13 protein-coding genes, 2 pseudogenes and 1 other annotated feature are annotated in these 18,264 nt (G+C 38.1%); of the genes and pseudogenes, 12 read left to right on the top strand and 3 right to left on the bottom strand.

Annotation, left to right across the window (positions count from 1 at the left end; all coding sequences use genetic code 11):
* Positions 1–58: 58 nt before the first annotated feature.
* The 3 genes and pseudogenes from Ana3638_RS24790 to Ana3638_RS00330 form a co-directional block, all read right to left on the bottom strand.
* A complete protein-coding gene (locus Ana3638_RS24790; protein ID WP_246241044.1) occupies positions 59–448 on the bottom strand; it encodes a TrkA C-terminal domain-containing protein in 390 nt (129 codons plus the stop codon).
* Positions 440–1,362 (bottom strand): annotated as a pseudogene (locus Ana3638_RS24785) (ClC family H(+)/Cl(-) exchange transporter); the annotation flags it as partial. The pseudogene Ana3638_RS24785 and the gene Ana3638_RS24790, both read right to left, overlap by 9 nt.
* Before the next feature lie 499 nt (positions 1,363–1,861).
* Positions 1,862–2,224 (bottom strand): VOC family protein, encoded by a 363-nt coding sequence (locus tag Ana3638_RS00330; RefSeq protein ID WP_161836016.1) that lies wholly within the window; start codon positions 2,222–2,224, stop codon positions 1,862–1,864.
* A gap of 366 nt (positions 2,225–2,590) precedes the next feature.
* Between Ana3638_RS00330 and Ana3638_RS00325 the strand changes: the two genes are divergently transcribed.
* The 12 genes and pseudogenes from Ana3638_RS00325 to Ana3638_RS00270 all read left to right on the top strand — a co-directional run bounded on the left by Ana3638_RS00325 (position 2,591) and on the right by Ana3638_RS00270 (position 18,229).
* Positions 2,591–3,688, top strand: coding sequence for a bifunctional glycosyltransferase family 2/GtrA family protein (locus Ana3638_RS00325; protein WP_161836014.1), 1,098 nt, complete (start codon positions 2,591–2,593; stop codon positions 3,686–3,688).
* Positions 3,685–4,788, top strand: coding sequence for a phosphodiester glycosidase family protein (locus tag Ana3638_RS00320; RefSeq protein WP_161836012.1), 1,104 nt, complete (start codon positions 3,685–3,687; stop codon positions 4,786–4,788). Before Ana3638_RS00325 ends, Ana3638_RS00320 begins: the two co-directional genes overlap by 4 nt.
* 351 nt (positions 4,789–5,139) lie before the next feature.
* Positions 5,140–5,367 (top strand) — a binding site (T-box leader).
* A gap of 301 nt (positions 5,368–5,668) precedes the next feature.
* Positions 5,669–6,664 carry an ABC transporter substrate-binding protein gene (locus Ana3638_RS00315; RefSeq protein WP_161836010.1) on the top strand — a complete coding sequence of 332 codons (996 nt, stop codon included), beginning with the start codon at positions 5,669–5,671 and terminating at the stop codon, positions 6,662–6,664.
* A 200-nt stretch (positions 6,665–6,864) separates the two neighbouring features.
* Positions 6,865–7,748 (top strand): annotated as a pseudogene (locus Ana3638_RS00310) (ABC transporter permease).
* The gene (locus tag Ana3638_RS00305) at positions 7,741–8,514 is read left to right on the top strand and encodes an ABC transporter ATP-binding protein (RefSeq protein WP_161836008.1); all 774 of its coding nucleotides are present in this window, start codon (positions 7,741–7,743) and stop codon (positions 8,512–8,514) included. The pseudogene Ana3638_RS00310 and the gene Ana3638_RS00305 overlap by 8 nt, the downstream one beginning before the upstream one ends.
* Before the next feature lie 370 nt (positions 8,515–8,884).
* Entirely contained in the window at positions 8,885–10,972 is a 2,088-nt protein-coding gene (locus tag Ana3638_RS00300) for a glycosyl hydrolase family 95 catalytic domain-containing protein (RefSeq protein WP_161836006.1), read from the top strand.
* A 162-nt stretch (positions 10,973–11,134) separates the two neighbouring features.
* Positions 11,135–12,442, top strand: a complete 1,308-nt coding sequence (locus tag Ana3638_RS00295; RefSeq protein WP_161836004.1) for a sialate O-acetylesterase — start codon at positions 11,135–11,137, stop codon at positions 12,440–12,442.
* Positions 12,376–13,014: a sialate O-acetylesterase gene (locus Ana3638_RS00290; protein WP_246240625.1), complete on the top strand. Its 639-nt coding sequence runs from the start codon at positions 12,376–12,378 to the stop codon at positions 13,012–13,014. The genes Ana3638_RS00295 and Ana3638_RS00290 overlap by 67 nt, the downstream gene beginning before the upstream one ends.
* 307 nt (positions 13,015–13,321) lie before the next feature.
* Positions 13,322–14,653: an ABC transporter substrate-binding protein gene (locus tag Ana3638_RS00285; RefSeq protein ID WP_161836002.1), complete on the top strand. Its 1,332-nt coding sequence runs from the start codon at positions 13,322–13,324 to the stop codon at positions 14,651–14,653.
* A 153-nt stretch (positions 14,654–14,806) separates the two neighbouring features.
* Positions 14,807–15,715: a carbohydrate ABC transporter permease gene (locus Ana3638_RS00280; RefSeq protein ID WP_161836000.1), complete on the top strand. Its 909-nt coding sequence runs from the start codon at positions 14,807–14,809 to the stop codon at positions 15,713–15,715.
* A 15-nt stretch (positions 15,716–15,730) separates the two neighbouring features.
* Positions 15,731–16,579, top strand: a complete 849-nt coding sequence (locus Ana3638_RS00275; RefSeq protein WP_161835998.1) for a carbohydrate ABC transporter permease — start codon at positions 15,731–15,733, stop codon at positions 16,577–16,579.
* 90 nt (positions 16,580–16,669) lie between these two features.
* Positions 16,670–18,229 carry a glycoside hydrolase family 43 protein gene (locus Ana3638_RS00270; RefSeq protein ID WP_161835996.1) on the top strand — a complete coding sequence of 520 codons (1,560 nt, stop codon included), beginning with the start codon at positions 16,670–16,672 and terminating at the stop codon, positions 18,227–18,229.
* The last annotated feature ends 35 nt before the right edge of the window (positions 18,230–18,264 follow it).

Raw genomic sequence — 18,264 nt, 5'->3', positions numbered from 1 at the left:
TCTGGAATTCGTTTCAATCGTTTGGTATATTCGCATAACGAAAGAGTTTCCCAATTACCTAAGATGTCACCACTTCGGTAAGCCTTACTCTTAAGGTTGCTTCCGAATTAATATCCGTAAGTAAAATGAGATAATCTCCGGCTAATATTTTTGTATTTCCTTTTGGGATAAACTCGTGCTGGTTTCGCTTAAGAGCAATAAGCAGGCAGTTATCAGGAAGATCAATATCTTTAACCAGTTTATTTTCTGCCAGAGAACCATGATGAACAATAGTTTCAATAGTTATTTTTTTATCAGAATCTAAGGAATCCGTATGGATTCCTTTTTCTTTTAACTGATTTTCCAGTAAAGAATCATAGACGGGTTCACTTTTTAATAAATCAGCAACCACATAGGACAATATGGATACGATTGTAAGTGGCAGCAGATGAGTAAAGGAACCTGTCATTTCAATCAGTAAGATTACCCCGGTAATAGGTGCTCTTACGATGGAAGTAAAAAAACCCACCATGGATAGAATAACAAAATTATAAAACAAATTTTCATTATATCCCAGTAAGTTAACAACAATATTTCCATAGATTGCTCCAATGGAAGCCCCATAATGAGAAGCGGAAAAAATATACCACCGGGTGCACCGGAACCGAAGCTGATCATCGAGAAGACAAATTTTACGATCAATACCAGAAGTATAAATATAATCGGCTGGGATATTTTGATTACACCTAGTATTTCATGACCGCCTCCTAAAACAATTGGAAATACCAAGCCTAATATTCCGGCAAGCAGAAAAGGTATTATTATCCTGGTTTTGGTATTTAGCCAGCTGCATTTTTTATATAACTTCTGTGATAAGAGAAGAATATGGTTATAGAAAGCACCTGCGGCACCGAGAACTGCCCCGAGGAGAATTAATAGCCAGTATCCGTCTAAGGGGATACTGGTACTTAAGGAAAAATGAAAAACAGGATTCATTCCAAAAACTAACTTGGATACATAATCTGCTGTTACGGCAGAAATCATGGTAGATAACAAAATAACAGGAGAAAAATACTTAAATATTTCTTCCATTGCAAACATTGCTCCGGCTAATGGGGCATTAAATGCAGCAGCAAGACCTGCACTTGCTCCGCTGGCAATTAGTATTTTCTTTTCTTGCCTGGTAGAAGCTATTTTATTACCAAGTCCTTCCGCAACACTGGCTCCAATCTGGATGGAGGGGCCTTCCCGTCCCAGAGAAAGTCCTGCCGCAATGGATAGGGTACCACCTAGGAATTTACCAATTAAAGTCCCGATCCAGTTATTATTAAAATACCCCATTATAATACCCTTTACCTGGGGAATACCGCTTCCGCTTATCATTTTGAATTTATTTACAAGCAGACCTGTAACATAACCTGACACAGCGAGTAATAAAAACATTACCGGAAGTAAGGAAAGATGTATTCTAAAATAGGAATATATATGAAAACAAATTTCTTCGGCTTTTCCGAGGATTAACCGGTAGAGTGTGGTTGCCAAACCTGCCAGCAATCCCACCAGAACACTGTTTACTATAACATGTAATCGATTTGCATCTGAGTTTATAGCGGATTTGTAGTTATTTTTAATTTTCATTTTTAAACACCTGCGTTATCCTATGATTTATGTAATATAACACATAGAAGCTTAATTCTTCTCTTTTTGTACACAGGTGTAAATTATAGACCTTTATTAAGATGGTTTCAAGTTAATTTAAAATAAAATTTATCGGCTTATAAAAATTATATTAAAGTATAAAGCAGGGGTTATCGCAAGATAATAATTATGATTAAAGAAAAAATAGATCATATTATTTTGCGATAACCCCCATTGTTAATAACTACATATTTTCTGCAAATTGTATCTTTAACCCGTTAGGATCCAGCACATAGATAAATTTTATATGTGGGTTAGGGCTAAAAGGACCGCTATGAATGGAAATATTATTTTCTTTCAGGAATGTAGTCATTTTCTCCAGGGACTTAACTTCAAATCCAAGAGAAATGTCAGCACCTATATTAACGGATGAATTATTTTTATTATGGATTAATTCAAGCTTTGTTTCTCCTTCACCCAAAAAAGTAATTTCTGTATCCGGCCCGGCCTGAAAACTGCGGTCTAGCGTAAGTCCAACGATATCCCGATAGAACTTAACAGACTCTTCCATGTTATTAACCTGAATGGTACACCAATTAAATTTCATTTTAAATCCTCCTTGATTTTCATTAAATATTTTCCTGTATTATGCAATAAATATATCACAATATTTTTACCGGTACAAGAAGGTTTCATTCTATCTTTGGTAATAAGATAAAAATTCTTATCTTATTTAATGTTAATTTAAACTTGACCCTTTAATATTTACTCATACTAATCATAGGCAATTGCGAAACTATATAATTTTCTGATTATACCATACAATTGATACGAATTTCAGAGCTTCAGTTGCCCTATGGGCAAAATTCAGCTCTGAAATTGTATTAATTGCATGGTATATAGATACAATATGTGAGTTTCGCAATTACCTATCATACTAATCATTAAGAAAGGAGAGAAGGGGATTTTTCAAATGCCCCTCAAGTATTGTATGGATGTAGCTATTATTCCTGCTTATAATCCGGATGAGCAGCTGCCGAAACTGGTATCTCAATTACGGGCCTTAGGAATTGAAAATATTATTGTAGTAAATGATGGAAGCGATGAACGTTTATCACATATATTTCGAGCAATTGAAGATTCTGTCATATTACTTTCTCATGAAATAAACCGAGGAAAAGGTTCGGCAATTAAGACAGCGTTAAAGTATATAAGAAATTATAATAAAGATAATCATTTTCACGAAATACAGGGTATCGTTTTATTGGATGCGGACGGACAGCATCGTCCCGAAGACGCAATGCGTTTACTGGATGCGGTTCATCAAAAAGATTCCGGGCTGGTACTTGGTGTCAGAAAATTTAAGGGTGATATACCTGTTAAATCTCTTTTTGGAAACACAGTGACGAAATATGTTTTTCGTATTATCAGTGGTATATGGGTTACCGATACCCAGACAGGGCTGCGTGCATTTTCGAAAGATCTGGTTTCCATGTTTCTTAAGGTAAACGGAGAACGGTATGAGTATGAAATGAATGTCTTAGTAACCTGCGCAAAGCAGCATATTAAAATAACGGAAGTACCGATTACCACCATTTACCATGATAAAAATAATTCCTGTTCCCATTTTCGCGCAATAAGAGATTCTGTGAGGATATATGGTAATCTGCTCGCATTTTCCGGCACTTCATTTATAAGTTTCCTGTTGGATTATATACTTTTTTTCTTATTGGCTCAGGTGTTTAATTTCACTTTTCCAAAAGAGTCTTCCATCGTGGCAGCCAATATCAGTGCCAGGATAATCAGTGGGGCTTTTAATTATTATCTGAACAGTACATTTATATTCCGTTGTAAGGAAAACAGGTATAAATCCATAGTCAGTTATATCATGTTAGCTTGTATCATTTTATTTTTAAATACAGCAATTTTATATGTTCTGTATGACTATATAGGATTAAATAAAGCCATAGCAAAATTATTGACAGAATTCATGCTGTTTGTTATCAGTTTTACAGTCCAGAAGTTTATTATTTTTAATAAGATTTCAAAAAAAGGAGGACCGCATGTATGAAACATAATAAAAAACTTCTGCCGGCCTGGCTTTTGGTATTAATTGACTCGGCACTCATTGCTGTGTATATCCTGGGTTTCTATTATTCCTATTATTTAAATCCGAGACAGCTGGAAAGTGCCGGTGTAAAGACAAACCAGGAAAGGCAGGACAGTTTAAGTAATAGTAGTATGAATTTCAACGATGTCGAATCTGCAGCCGGGGGTAATGAAACAGATACTGCAAATGAAAATATTATAGATGAAACAGTTGGTGCAAATCAATCGGCTGCTTCAGATGAAACAACTCCACCCAAAACAACAGATAATTCGACTGCCACAGGGAATCTGCGGACAAAGTTTGCACAGCATTTTTCTGATACGGTAGTGTCTACGGACAATTCTTATACCAGCAGGGATATTTCTATCCAAGTTAACAAATATACGGAGGGTTCGGATGGGAATATTGTAACCTATTATGTAGCTGATATTTATATAGCGGATATAACCTGTCTGGCCAGTGGTTTTGCAAAAGACACCTATGGAATCGGTTATGCTGAGGATTTACTGAGTATGGATGAATCTTTTAATGCCATATTGGCAATCAACGGCGATTATTATGGCAATGGCGGTGATGGAGTGGTAATCCGCAACGGAGAAGTATACCGGAAAACCAGCAGTGATTCGGATGTTTGTGTGTTATATTATGACGGTACGATGAAGACATACTCGGCAGATGAATTTGATGTTAATCGGGCTATAACAGACGGAGCATATCAGGCATGGTGCTTCGGACCGGAATTACTGGATAAGGCAGGCAGAAGCATAACGGAGTTTACCGCAAGCCGGCATATTAAGGAGGAGAATCCAAGAACTGCAATTGGTTATTACGAATCCGGTCATTATGCCTTTGTCGTTGTAGACGGGCGTCAAAGCGGGTATTCCTATGGAATGACACTTTCTGAACTTTCGGATTTATTTGAGAATCTTGGATGTAAGACTGCCTATAATCTGGATGGAGGAAAATCCTCGGAAATGTCATTTCATGACACATTAGTAAACCGGCCTGCGGAGGGCGGAAGAGAAGTAAGCGACTGTATTATGATAAAGGAGGTTAAGTAACATGAACATTCTTAGAAGCATACTGCCCCATATAATTATCATTTTATCTGGTATTTTTATAACACTATTAATATTGGATAATTATAATCCGACCATGAACTTTATTAATAATTCCGTATCCAGGAAATTATTCTGGTTTTTTTGTATTTTATCTGTTCTAAATTCAATTATTACCATAATTATTGACCGGAGAAAATGGAAAAAAAATATACAGACGGGCTTAACGATAAGGAAGAACATAACAATTAAACTAGTATCAATTTGGCAATTGAATTCCTTTTGGAAAAATAGATTTAAAATTTCCATATTGACAAAACAAAAAATTCATATTATGATAGATTTACTAATAAGAGAAAACCGTTGAGAAAGAAAAGTAAGCTTTTATACGACTTAACAGAGAGTCGCAGTTGGTGGAATGCGATATGTAGTTTTAAGCTGAATGGGCTTTTGAGGGCAACCCGAATTAATAGTAGGCGTTGACGGTAACCATAACCGTTACTAGTATGGCATATATGTTAGTATATGAAAAAGTGGACTTTGTCAAATTGAGTGGTACCGCGGATTATATTCGTCTCAAGTATATATTACTTGAGACTTTTTTTATTGAGTTGGAAAGGTCTCTGAACTCGCCATTTCAATAAATATACTCCGGGCAGGATGGACATGAGCTTTCCTTATTTGGCAAACGATATGTGGTTAAATGGAGCGGACGGTATAAAACTTATTATTTTAACCAATTATCCATAAGAGGAAATATTCTAAACTCTTCTGCAGTCAGGAAGTTTTTTCAGGTTCAGTTAATCAACTGAGTAAACTGTAGCAAATAAGAATATTCTCTTACAAGTCAAGGGAGAGAATCTCCCGGAAAGAAGGAGTATTTATGAAAAAGAAAATTTCGGTATTTATTGTGTTAACACTGGTAATAAGCTTGTTAGCAGGCTGCAGCGGAAAAAAAGACGGTCAGGTTACAATCGGAATCGGTCAGTTCGCAGAACATGCATCCTTAGACAATTGTAAGGATGGTTTTTTAGCCGGATTGGCGGAAGAGGGTTATAAAGAGGGTGAGAATCTGAAAGTTTCATTTGATAATGCCCAGGCTGACGGCGGAACTGCAGCACAGATTGCAAATGATTTTGTATCAAAAAAAGTTGATTTAATCTGTGCCATTGCAACACCTATGGCACAAAGTGCTTACGGTGCGGCAAAGGATACGAAGATACCTGTTATCTTTACAGCAGTTACCGATCCGGTACTGGCTGAGTTAGCCAAAGCAGATAAATCTCCAAATGGAAATATTACCGGAACCAGTGATAAACTTCCGGTTGAAAAACAATTGGAAATGATCCGTAAGGTTTTACCGGATGCAAAAACCATCGGTATTTTATATAGTACCAGTGAAATAAATTCCGTATCTGCAATTAAAGAATATAAAGCAGCAGCCGGTACTTACGGATTTGAAATTGTAGACAGCGGTATTTCCACAGGTGCTGATATTCCGTTAGCTGCCGATAACCTGTTGGAAAAAGTGGATTGTATTACGAATTTAACGGATAATACCGTGGTAAGTTCCCTGCCGGTTATATTAAATAAGGCTGCAGCAAAGAAAATCCCCGTATTCGGAAGTGAAGTAGAGCAGGTTAAGATTGGCTGCCTGGCTGCGGTTGGCCTTGATTATTATGATTTAGGAGTGCAAACCGGTAAAATGGCTGCTAAGGTTTTAAAAGGTGAGAAAAAGGCAAGTGAAATGAATTTTGAAGTTATTGAGGAAGCAGCTTTTTACGGCAATACCGCAGTAGCAGATAATCTTGGAATTACACTTCCGGAGGATTTGGTAAGCTCTGCAAAAGAAATGTTCAAAGAAATTGAAGCAAAATAAAGATTAGATTAGATAGGTAATTACGATACAAGATTATTGTACTTATATACTATGCAATTAATACAATTTCAGAGCTGAATCTTGCCCATAAGGCAACTGAAGTTATGAAATTTGTATTAATTGTATGGTATATTCAGAAAACGATATAGTTTCGCAATTACCTAATAAGACTTGATATAGAAAGGCGAAGGTTTAAGAATATGACAATTCTGTTGGGGGTACTGGTTGAGGGTTTGGCTTATGCCATTATGGCCTTGGTGTATATATAACTTATAAAATTCTGGATTTTCCGGATCTGTCCGTGGACGGTACTTTTCCTCTTGGCGGAGCTATAACGGCAGTGCTGATTATAGCAGGGGTAAATCCTTTATTAACCTTATTGATTTCTTTTATCGTCGGTGGATTTGCAGGTATGATAACAGGAATAATCCACGTTAAATTTAAGGTAAGGGATTTATTATCCGGAATCATTATGATGACGGCATTATATTCCATTAACCTTCGAATTGCCGGGAAAACAAACCTGCCGATTTTTTCAAAGGAAACAATATTTGAAAATACGTTTCTTACCAATACCATACCCACAGGACTTCAGCCCTTTACAGATACTATTATCTTATTGATCATAGTAGTAATTATGAAGTTGTTATTAGACTTGTATTTAAAAACCAGATCAGGTTATCTGCTCCGTTCCGTAGGTGATAATGATACACTGGTAACTTCCCTGGCAAAAGATAAAGGTACGGTTAAAATCATCGGTCTTGCCATTGCCAATGCATTTGTAGCATTGGCAGGATCCATTTATACGCAGAAGAGCGGTTTTTTTGAAAATTCCCTGGGAACCGGTACCATTGTAATCGGTCTTGCCAGTGTTATTATAGGTACTAATTTATTCAAGAGATTTTCTGCAGTAAAAGCAACCACTGCTGTTATTATAGGATCTGTAATTTATAAAGCATGTGTATCTTTTGCACTCTCACTTGGACTGGCCGCCTCTGATTTAAAGCTTATAACCTCAATCCTGTTCTTATTAATATTGATTTTAGGTTATGACCGCAAAAGGAAGGTGAAGACAAATGCTTGAATTAAAAAATATCAATAAATATTATAATCCCGGAACGGTAAATGAAATGTGCTTGTTTGACCGCTTTAACTTTACCGTAAAAGATCAGGAATTTGTCTCTGTTGTAGGAAGCAACGGTTCCGGCAAAACTTCCATGCTAAATATTATCTGCGGCAGTATTCCGGTGGATAATGGCAGCATATCCATTAATAGTGCGGATATTACAGGAATACCGGAATTCAAACGGCTGAAGCGAATCGGCCGTGTCTATCAGAATCCTGCCATGGGTACCTGCCCAAATATGACGATTTTGGAAAACATGTCCTTAGCGGATAATAAAGGAAAATTCTTTAATCTGAAATGGGGTACCAATAAGGAACGGATTGACTATTATCGTGAAAGTCTGAAAACATTAAATCTGGGACTGGAAGATAAGCTGCAGATTCCGGTTGGTTCTTTGTCCGGAGGGCAAAGACAGGCAATGGCTTTATTAATGTCCACCATGACACCTATTGAATTTTTAATTCTGGATGAACATACTGCGGCGTTGGATCCCAAAACTGCGGATTTAATTATGGAATTAACGGATAAAATCGTTAAGGAAAAACATCTTACCACGATTATGGTTACCCATAACCTCCGCTATGCGGTAGAATACGGCAACCGGCTAATCATGATGCACCGGGGCGAAATTGTAATTGATAAATCCGGAGCAGAGAAAGCAAGTTTAATGATTGAAAATATATTGGATAAATTTAATGAAATCAGTATTGAATGCGGTAATTAATTAGTCAGGTCAATTTGACATATTTAGATGGTATTATAGCTATTAAGGGGCTGTCGCTTTAACGATTGAAAAATCGTGAGGCGGCAGCTTCCTTTTAGTGCGACAGCCCCTTTTTTAAACTTCAATAAAAGTATATGGTTTCAGCGGTTAACTAATTCAAGCAAGCCTTTATTTTAATCGATCCTCTTATTGCTCAGTCAATATAGTATAAAAAACACTATTTTTACTCGGATTTTATGGAAGTTTACCATATTTATTGACGGTTCTAATTATTTACTCTATAATTTACAGGTAATTTAACCTTACAAGTAAGGCCCCATGCAAAGTGTGAGCAATGGGGCTATTCTATTTAAAAAAGAGGGAAAATATCATGGCTATAAATCGATTTGAATTAGTAACGAGACATAATCCGGTATTGGAGAAAGTTGACTTGGATTCCCCGCTATCGGTTGGTAACGGAGAGTTTGCTTTTACCGTTGATGTGACAGGGTTACAGACTTTATATGAAGATTACAAAGAAAATCATGTTCCTCTGTGTACCATGAGTCAATGGGGATGGCATACTACCCCTGTCAGTCGAAGCAGCAAAGCTGCGACCGGGGATAAAGATCAGGAGAGGTATTCCTACAGTATGGATGACCTCATTAAAACGGAGTATGATTTTGCAGGACGTAAAGTTTCTTATGCTGTTGAGAAAAAGCCAGGTAATGAAGAGGTATATGACTGGCTTAGACAGAATCCCCATAGACTGAACCTCGGCAGGTTAGGCTTTCTTTATCAGGGAAAGGAAATTAAAGCGGATGAATTATCTGAAATCCATCAGGAATTAAAACTGTATGAGGGGGTTATAGAAAGCAGTTTCAGAATTCACGAAAAGAAGTGTTTTGTGCGGACAGTCTGCCATAGCAGCAGCTGTACCCTGGGAGTGTCCGTAGAATCAGAAGCCCTAACGGATGGAAGTCTTCAAATTGCGCTAATATTTCCCTATGGGTCTCCGGATATCACTGCGTCGGATTTTGGCTGCCCTGAGCTTCACAACAGCAAGATTATGAAACAGGATGAACATACGACTATTATAGAAAGAAAATTAGATGGGGACGGTTATTACGTAAATGTAAACAGTAATGGAGAGTTGCATGACCATAATGACATCACACATCAATTTATTCTTACCACAACTAAAAATCAGCTTGCATTAACTGTAACATTTACTAAGCAGGTAAGTGAATCTGTCATAAAGATTAAAGATGTATTTAACAGCAGCCGTTCAGGATGGAAAAGTTTCTGGGAAAAAGGCGGTATGGTGGATTTACATAAATCAAAAGATTCCCGGGCGTTGGAATTAGAAAGGAGAATTGTATTATCCCAGTATTTATTGGCAATACAATCCTGTGGTTCCATGCCGCCCCAGGAAACCGGGTTAACCTGCAACAGCTGGTATGGCAAATTTCATTTGGAAATGTATTTGTGGCACTGTGCATATTTACCTTTATGGAACCGGTCAGATTATTTGGAACGAAGTCTGCCCTGGTACCGGAATCATCTGGATGCAGCCAGGGAAAATGCACGCAGGAACGGATATAAAGGGGCTAGGTGGCCCAAAATGGTAGCATATGATGCTATTGATAGTCCATCTACCATCGCTACTTTGTTAATATGGCAGCAGCCTCATATTATCTATATGCTGGAACTGGCATATCAAAATAAACAGGATAAGGTTTTTTTAGAGGAATATTGGAAAGTAGTAGAAGAAACAGCTGATTTTATGGCCGATTATGCCGTATGGAATCCTGAAAAAGGGAAATATGATCTGACGTCCCCCATTATTCCGGCACAGGAAGAGCATGATCCGAGAATAACAGTAAACCCGGCGTTTGAAGTAGAATATTGGAGATTTACTTTAGATATTGCTGCCCGTTGGGCAGAACGGTTGGGGAAAGATGGAACCAACTGGGCCAAGATTTCTGCTAATATGGCAGAACTTCCTGCTAAAGACGAACTTTATCTTGCACATGAAAACTGCCCTGATACCTTTGAAAAATTCAACCGGGATCACCCCTCCATGCTGGGGGCTTACGGTCTAATTCCAAGTGACCGCGTATCAAAGGCAAAAATGGAGAAAACATTAAAGACAGTACTGGATTGTTGGGATTATTCCACTATGTGGGGCTGGGATTTTGCAATGATGGCTATGACAGCCGTACGTTTGGGGGATGCAGATACGGCGATAAATATTTTACTTAAGGATACTCCGAAAAACTGTTATGTCACAAGCGGTAATAATTTTCAAAAATTACGTACGGATTTACCGTTATATCTACCGGGTAATGGGTCTCTCTTACTAGCAATACCTATCATGATAGCGGGATATCCGGGATGTTGGGAGGAGTTTCCCGGTTTTCCCAAAGATGGAACATGGACGGTGGAATATGAATCCATCTCTCCTTTCCCTTATTAAAGAATACTGGATAATTGCCAAACACAATTATTGCATCTATATACCACGTAAATGATACAATTTCAGAGCTGAATCTTGTTCCTAGGGCAACTGAAGCTCTGCTCATCCGGCAAGCCCAATCTAAAGGGCTTTTGCCGGGCGAATATAAGGAGTAATTAAAAAATGATTAATAGAAATGAAATAAGGTTACCATATATTATCAGTGATGGTATGGTATTACAACGTAACAGCCGGATAAAGATCTGGGGAGAAGCAGCACCTAAGGAACAACTATTCCTCTCAATTTGTGAGAAACAATTTTCAACTATTACAGGCGAAGATGGTAAGTGGGAAGTCCTTATAAATGATTTAAAAACCGGCGGTCCTTATGAAATGACAGTGGAATGTACTGATAACAAAATAGTAGTAAAGGATATATTAGTAGGTGAAGTCTGGGTACTGGGAGGGCAGTCCAATATGGAGATGCCTTTTGAAAGAGCCCTGGACATCTTTGAAGATGAAGTAGCGCTGGCAGATTACCCGTTTATCCGGAAATTTTCCGTACCGGAAGCTTATAATTTCCAAAAACCGCAGGAGGAATTAAACGGCGGTAATTGGGTTTTAGTTACCCCCAAATCGGTACTTGATTTCAGTGCGGCCGGTTATTTTTTTGCTAAAAAATTATATGAAAAATGTAAGATACCCATTGGTCTAATCCATACGGCAGTCGGCGGAACACCGGCCGAAGCCTGGATGAGTGAAAAATCTTTAATGGGTTTTGAACGTTTTCAACATAAATTAACCCTGTGCAAGAATGATAATTATGTAGACGGTGTAAAGGAAAGCGATGAAAGGTATATTCAAGACTGGCATAAAAAGCTGGACGGGAAGGACAGGGGACTGCTTGAGAAAACCCCCTGGTTTAACACCGGCTATGATGATCACGGCTGGAGTGAAATGCTTCTTCCGAAAAGCTTTTTGGGTACCGATTTGGAGGATTTAAAAGGTTCTGTCTGGTTTCGCAAGGAATTTGTTATAGCTGAAGAAACAGAGGTCGGACAAGCAAAACTTGTACTGGGTACGATTATTAACGGTGACGATACGTATATCAATGGTGTAAAAATTGGGGGTAACGATTCTTTATTTGCCAGAAGAAGATATGAGATACCGGAAGGCTTGCTGAAAAAAGGTAAAAACACACTGGCTGTACGTGTCATAATTACAAGGCATATGGGTGCATTTGTTACAGACATGCCTTATTTTCTGAAACTTACTAACAAGCGGATACCTCTGGGAGGAATATGGAGATATAAGGTTGGAGCTGTAATGGAACCTCTGGCACCGACAACTACATTTCAGTTTATGCCCACCGGAGTATACAACAGTATGATTTATCCCTTAAGGAAATATGCCATTCGGGTACGTTGTGGTATCAGGGAGAATCCAATACGGATTATACGAAGGATTACAGAGGTTTATTTGAGGCAGTGATTAAGGACTGGAGATCCACCTGGAATCTGGGGGAATTTCCGTTCCTTTATGTACAATTAGCTAATTATTGTCCGTGGAGAATGGAACCTGCTGTGAGTAAATGGGCGGAGATCAGGGAAGCACAAAGAAAAGCTTTGGAAATCCCGGGAACGGGAATGGCAGTTACTTATGATGCAGGAGAATATAACGATATTCATCCCCGGGATAAGAGGACGGTAGGAAACCGACTTGCATTACTAGCCTTAAAGCTGGTTTATAAGGAGAATGTGGTATATAGCGGTCCGCTGTATCATCATAAAGAAACGGACAATGATAAAATCAAACTGTATTTTACCCATGGTGAAAGCGGTCTTAAGGCCAAAGGCAGCAGCTTGAGAGCATTTACAATCTGCGGTGAAGATGGAAAATACACTGAAGCCGAGGCCACTATTGAGGGGAATACGGTAATTGTATCTGGTAAAGGGATAACAAAACCTGTGAATGTAAGGTACGCCTGGTCCGACAATCCGGAAGAGGCCAATTTGTATAATCTGGATGGCCTGCCCGCAGCACCGTTTTCCACAGAAACTTAGTATTTTTGGAAAGAAAATACTTATAACAGAAAGCAAAGTACATGTAAAATTTGTTGTTATATATTGTACAAAAAAGTATAATTTCGAAATTGATTTTTGTTAAAAATTAGCAATCCCAGATTGGCATTTTTAAGTAAAATATTTAAGAATTCTAAATAAATTGAAATACAAAAAAGTAAATATAGTTATAAAAATCAATATAATCAAAATTTTTTATGGAAATAATCGTTATATATTGACTAAAGGTGGGTTTGGTTGTATTGTTTTTACTGTAATATTACATAAAAATTATGAGGAGGCATTTTTTATGAAACTCAAAAGAGTATTAGTTCTATTTTTAGCTATTTTGACTACAGTATCTTTAGTTGCCTGTAAAGGAAAAGATACCAACACAGATGCAAGTGCTGATCAGACCGGCACCAGTTCCGCAGCTGAAACAACTTCCGGTGATAAGGTAGTTTTACGTATGGGTTGGTGGGGCTCACAGGCTCGTCACGATAAAACAATTCAAGTAATCGAAATGTATGAGAAAGAACATCCGAATGTAGATATTGAATATGAATTTTATGATTCTGATGGTTACTTTACAAAACTCAATACGTTGGTGGCTTCCGATAAGGTATGGGATATGTTCCAGTTAGGCGGTAATTTTCCTACTTACTTAAGTACAATCGTACCTTTGGATGATTATATTAAAGCAGGTACGATTGATACCTCCAAGACTACCGATGCATTCCTAAAAACAACTCAGTATGAAGGCAAGCAAATTGGTATTTCAAATGGTGTTAATACTTATGGTATTGCATATGATCCCGCTATGTTTAAAGAAGCTGGTGTTGCTGAACCTACCGAAAACTGGACTTGGGATGATTATGCTAAAGCAAGTAATACAATTCATGAAAAACTAGGAATTTACGGAAGTTCTAAGTTTGATGATTTCGCAGCAGCCTGCGGATCAGGTATTCCTCAGTCCGACATAAAATTAAACTTCTATGCTTTAACGAATGATGGACTTGGTTTTGATGACTACAATTTATTAACTGATTATATTCAAATGAGAGCAGACCTTACAAAATCAGGCGCTTATCCGGATCCGGGTGCTATAGCGGAAATTAAAGATATTGAAGGCGATTACCTTGTAACAGGTGAAGCTGCTATGACTTGGGTAGCAAGTAATCAGTTCCCGACCTTGTATCAGGCAGCAGGCAGGGAATTAAAACTTGCTCCTATACCAAGAAAAACAGCAGATGGTCCTGCGGGTGCGGCTCTTCAGTCATCACAGATGTTCTGTATTTCAAAAGATTCCGAATATCCGGAAGAAGCAGCAAAATTCTTAAATTACTTCTGGACGAATGAAGAAGCAAACAAGGTTTTAGCCGGAGAACGCGGTATGTCCATATTTTCAAATGTAACAGAAGCACAGGCTCCTGATTTTACACCGGAACAGGTTACTGCTAATGATTTCGTAAATTTAGTAGGCACCTTTGAAGTTGGTGAATCAAATCCGATCAGCCCGGAACCTTATCAGGCTATCACCGATAATTTTAACTTAACGATTCAAAAGGTTATCTATGGTGAACTAACAGCGGATAAGGGAGCGAAAGAATTTTATGACTATGCAAAATCACAGTTTAAATAAATCCATGTAATGATTGTTAGTTAGAACTCTTTACTATGAATTTAATAGTGTAAGAGTTCTAATTAACTTATCTGATTTAGCATGTAGCAAAGCGGACCTGTATTTCCGATTTAACTAAAATGATACTTTTAAGGACTATAAGGAGGCTCCTAAATGAATAAAGATAATAAGAGCGCTTTTAGAAAGTTTATATACAAAGAGAAAACGGTAGGGTATGTATTTGCATTGCCGTTTATTATAGGCTTTTTAGGATTTACGCTTATACCAATAATTTCTTCTCTGTATTATTCTTTTACTGATTATAACTTAATAAAAAAAGAATCCTGGATTGGATTAAGCAATTATGGACGCCTGTTTCAGGATGAAAGATTTTGGATGTCTCTTAAAGTAACAATGAAATATGTTTTAATTTCTGTTCCATCTAAATTGTGCTTTGCGTTATTAGTTGCAATTGTTTTAATTAGAAAATCAAAACTGACCGGGTTCTACAGGTCATTATTTTATGTTCCATCCCTGATCGGCGGCAGTATTGCGGTTGCTCTGGTTTGGAAAGAGCTATTTTCCAGAAATGGTTTAATAAATCAAATGATCGGAATCGTGGATATAAAGCCTATTTCCTGGTTTGGTGACCAAAAGATGGCGATTATCCCGTTAATACTTATGACAGTCTGGCAATTTGGATCCAGTATGATTATATTTGCCGCAGGATTAAAAGAAATCCCCACTACTTATTATGAAGCAGCTAAAATTGACGGCGCTAACCGATTGAAATCCTTTCTGCATATTACAATACCGGTGTTATCCCCGGTAATCCTTTATAATCTGATTATGCAGACGATTTCCGCTTTTATGTCATTTACACAGGCTTTTGTTATAACCAAAGGCGGTCCCAACGATGCAACGAACTTTTATGCTCTTTACATGTATGATAATGCCTTTAAATATTATGACATGGGTTATGCCAGTGCAATGTCCTGGGTTATGTTAATCATCATGAGTGTAATTACTCTGGTAATTTTCAAGACCTCTAAGAGCTGGGTGTTCAGTGAAGCAGGAAATTAATAGGAGGATGCTGCAATGAATTTGAAAACCAAGAAAGTACTTAATCAATACATATATCATGTTTTAGTTCTGATAGCAGGATTCATTATGGTTTATCCGGTTTTATGGATGATCAGCGGATCCTTAAAGAATAATGCGGAAATTCTCAATGGTTCCCTCAATATAATTCCTCCGAACTGGAGATGGGAAAATTTCGCAAGAGGATGGAAAGGATTTGGAGGAACAAGCTTTCGTACCTTCTTTACCAATTCAATTATTATAACCGGAATCGCTACGGCAGCTACGGTCGTTAGTTCAGCCTGTATTGCCTATTCTTTTTCAAGACTGAAATATCCGGGAAGAAAGTTATTATTTACCCTTATGATCATGACCTTATTATTACCCGGACAGGTGCTCTTAATTCCCCAATATGTTATGTACAATAGGATGGGGTTGGTTCCGTCAATTATTCCGCTTATCCTGCCCCACTTTTTAGGCCAGGCGTTTTTTATCTACCAGATGATGCAGTTTATGGCAGGGATACCAAGAGAACTGGATGAAGCAGCTTTTGTAGACGGCTGCAGTAAATATGGTATCTTTTCTTATGTAATTTTGCCATTATTAAAACCTGCGGTTATAACAACGGTTATTATTCAATTTTACTGGAAGTGGGATGATTTCCAAGGTCCGTTGGTTTACTTAAGCAAACCTGAGTCCTATACCGTATCCATTGCCTTAAAGCTTTTTGCGGATTCCTCTTCCCGTACTGATTACGGTTCCATGTTTGCCATGTCAACACTATCCTTAATTCCGGTATTTTTAATCTTTTTATTCTTTAACCGCTATTTAACAGAGGGTATCAGTACCAGCGGGTTAAAAGGATAATGAAACATAAAAACTTTTTCTATTAAAAACAGAAAAAAATAGTTATTTTATCAGATTTTATGCCGCAGCGCGGAAGAACGAGAGGTAATTATGATTCATAACCCCATTTTGAGAGGATTTTGTCCGGACCCAAGCATCATCCGGGTAGGTGAAGATTATTATATAGCCACCTCTACCTTTGAGTGGTGGCCAGGTGTTAAATTATTTCATTCCAGAGACCTAAAGCATTGGGAGCAGCTTCCGTCGCCCCTTAACCGAATGAGCCAGTTAAATATGATAGGAGATCCGACTTCGGGCGGTATCTGGGCGCCATGCCTTAGTTATGATAAGGGTGTTTTTTATCTGGTTTATACCGATGTTAAAACGAAAAAAGGCCGTTACTATAATAATCATAATTACATGATACAGACGGAGGATATCAGGGGAGAATGGTCCGAGCCGGTTTATTTAAACAGTACCGGGTTTGATCCCTCCCTTTTCCATGACAGGGACGGGAAGAAATATCTGGTTAATATGAGAAACGGTTTTAAGGGAATTTTAGTTCAGGAATATGATCCGGTGAACCGCAAACTGGTGGGAGAAATTCAAAATATCTTTCCCGGTACGGAAGCCGGATTTACGGAGGGACCCCACCTATACCGAATAGGGGAGTGGTATTATCTGATTGTTGCAGAAGGCGGAACAGGATACGGCCACTGCGTCACCCAGGCTAGATCAAGGAACATCTGGGGGCCATATGAAGTGGATCCTGAAAATCCGATGCTTTCTTCTAAAACAGAAGAAGAAGGAATTCTTAAAAAATGCGGGCATGCGGATTTTACAGATACCCCGTACGGCGAATGGTATATGGTGCATCTTTGTGCAAGACCTCCCAAAGGGAGTACATCCTGCCTTTTAGGAAGAGAAACGGCTATTCAGAAAGTTTACTGGAGTCAGGACGGGTGGTTGAGATTGTCACATGGCGGTAATCGTGCAGCGGAATATGTAGAAGAACCAGCTGATACGAAAGAATATACTTTCCCGGTAAGACCAATTAGGGATAATTTTGATAATGAGAAACTTGATTTAACTTATGTATCACCCCGAATCCCTTTAGGTGATAAGGCAAGTCTGATGGAAAGAAAGGGTTATCTGCGCCTATATGGACAGGAATCCATGAACTCCCTGCACAGGGTTACACTGGTTGCATTAAAACAAAGTGAATACCAGGTTCGTGTTGAAACTTCTTTGGAATTTTACCCGACACACCCGGAACAGCTGGCAGGACTTACTTATTTTTATGATGTTATGAACTTTTATATATTCGGTAAAACAGTGGACGAGTCAGGACAGGAAGTACTGGTCCTTCTTAAAAGTGATACAGGTGTTATTACCGATGAGATAACTCCAATTCCTTTAAAACCAGACAGTGCCTTATATCTTAAGATCATGACCAATGAAGTCGGGGATATGGCTCACTTTTTCTATTCCGAAAATTCCTTGAACTGGAATGAGGCTGGTTCGGGTTTCCGGTCGGATATCTTAACGGATGAACACTGCCGTGGTTTTACCGGAGCACATTTTGGAATGTACTGCCATGATATGACGGGAGGAGAAGTGTTTGCAGATTTCGATTATTTTGAATATGAGAATCTGCAGGTAACAGAATAGAACGCATAAAAGGTGAAATAGCAAAATTTTTGTGG

This window comes from Anaerocolumna sedimenticola (genome assembly GCF_009931695.1).
Taxonomy (GTDB): domain Bacteria; phylum Bacillota; class Clostridia; order Lachnospirales; family Lachnospiraceae; genus Anaerocolumna; species Anaerocolumna sedimenticola.
Note: the sequence above shows the minus strand (reverse complement) of the source record. Positions and strands in the feature narration are given on the sequence as shown.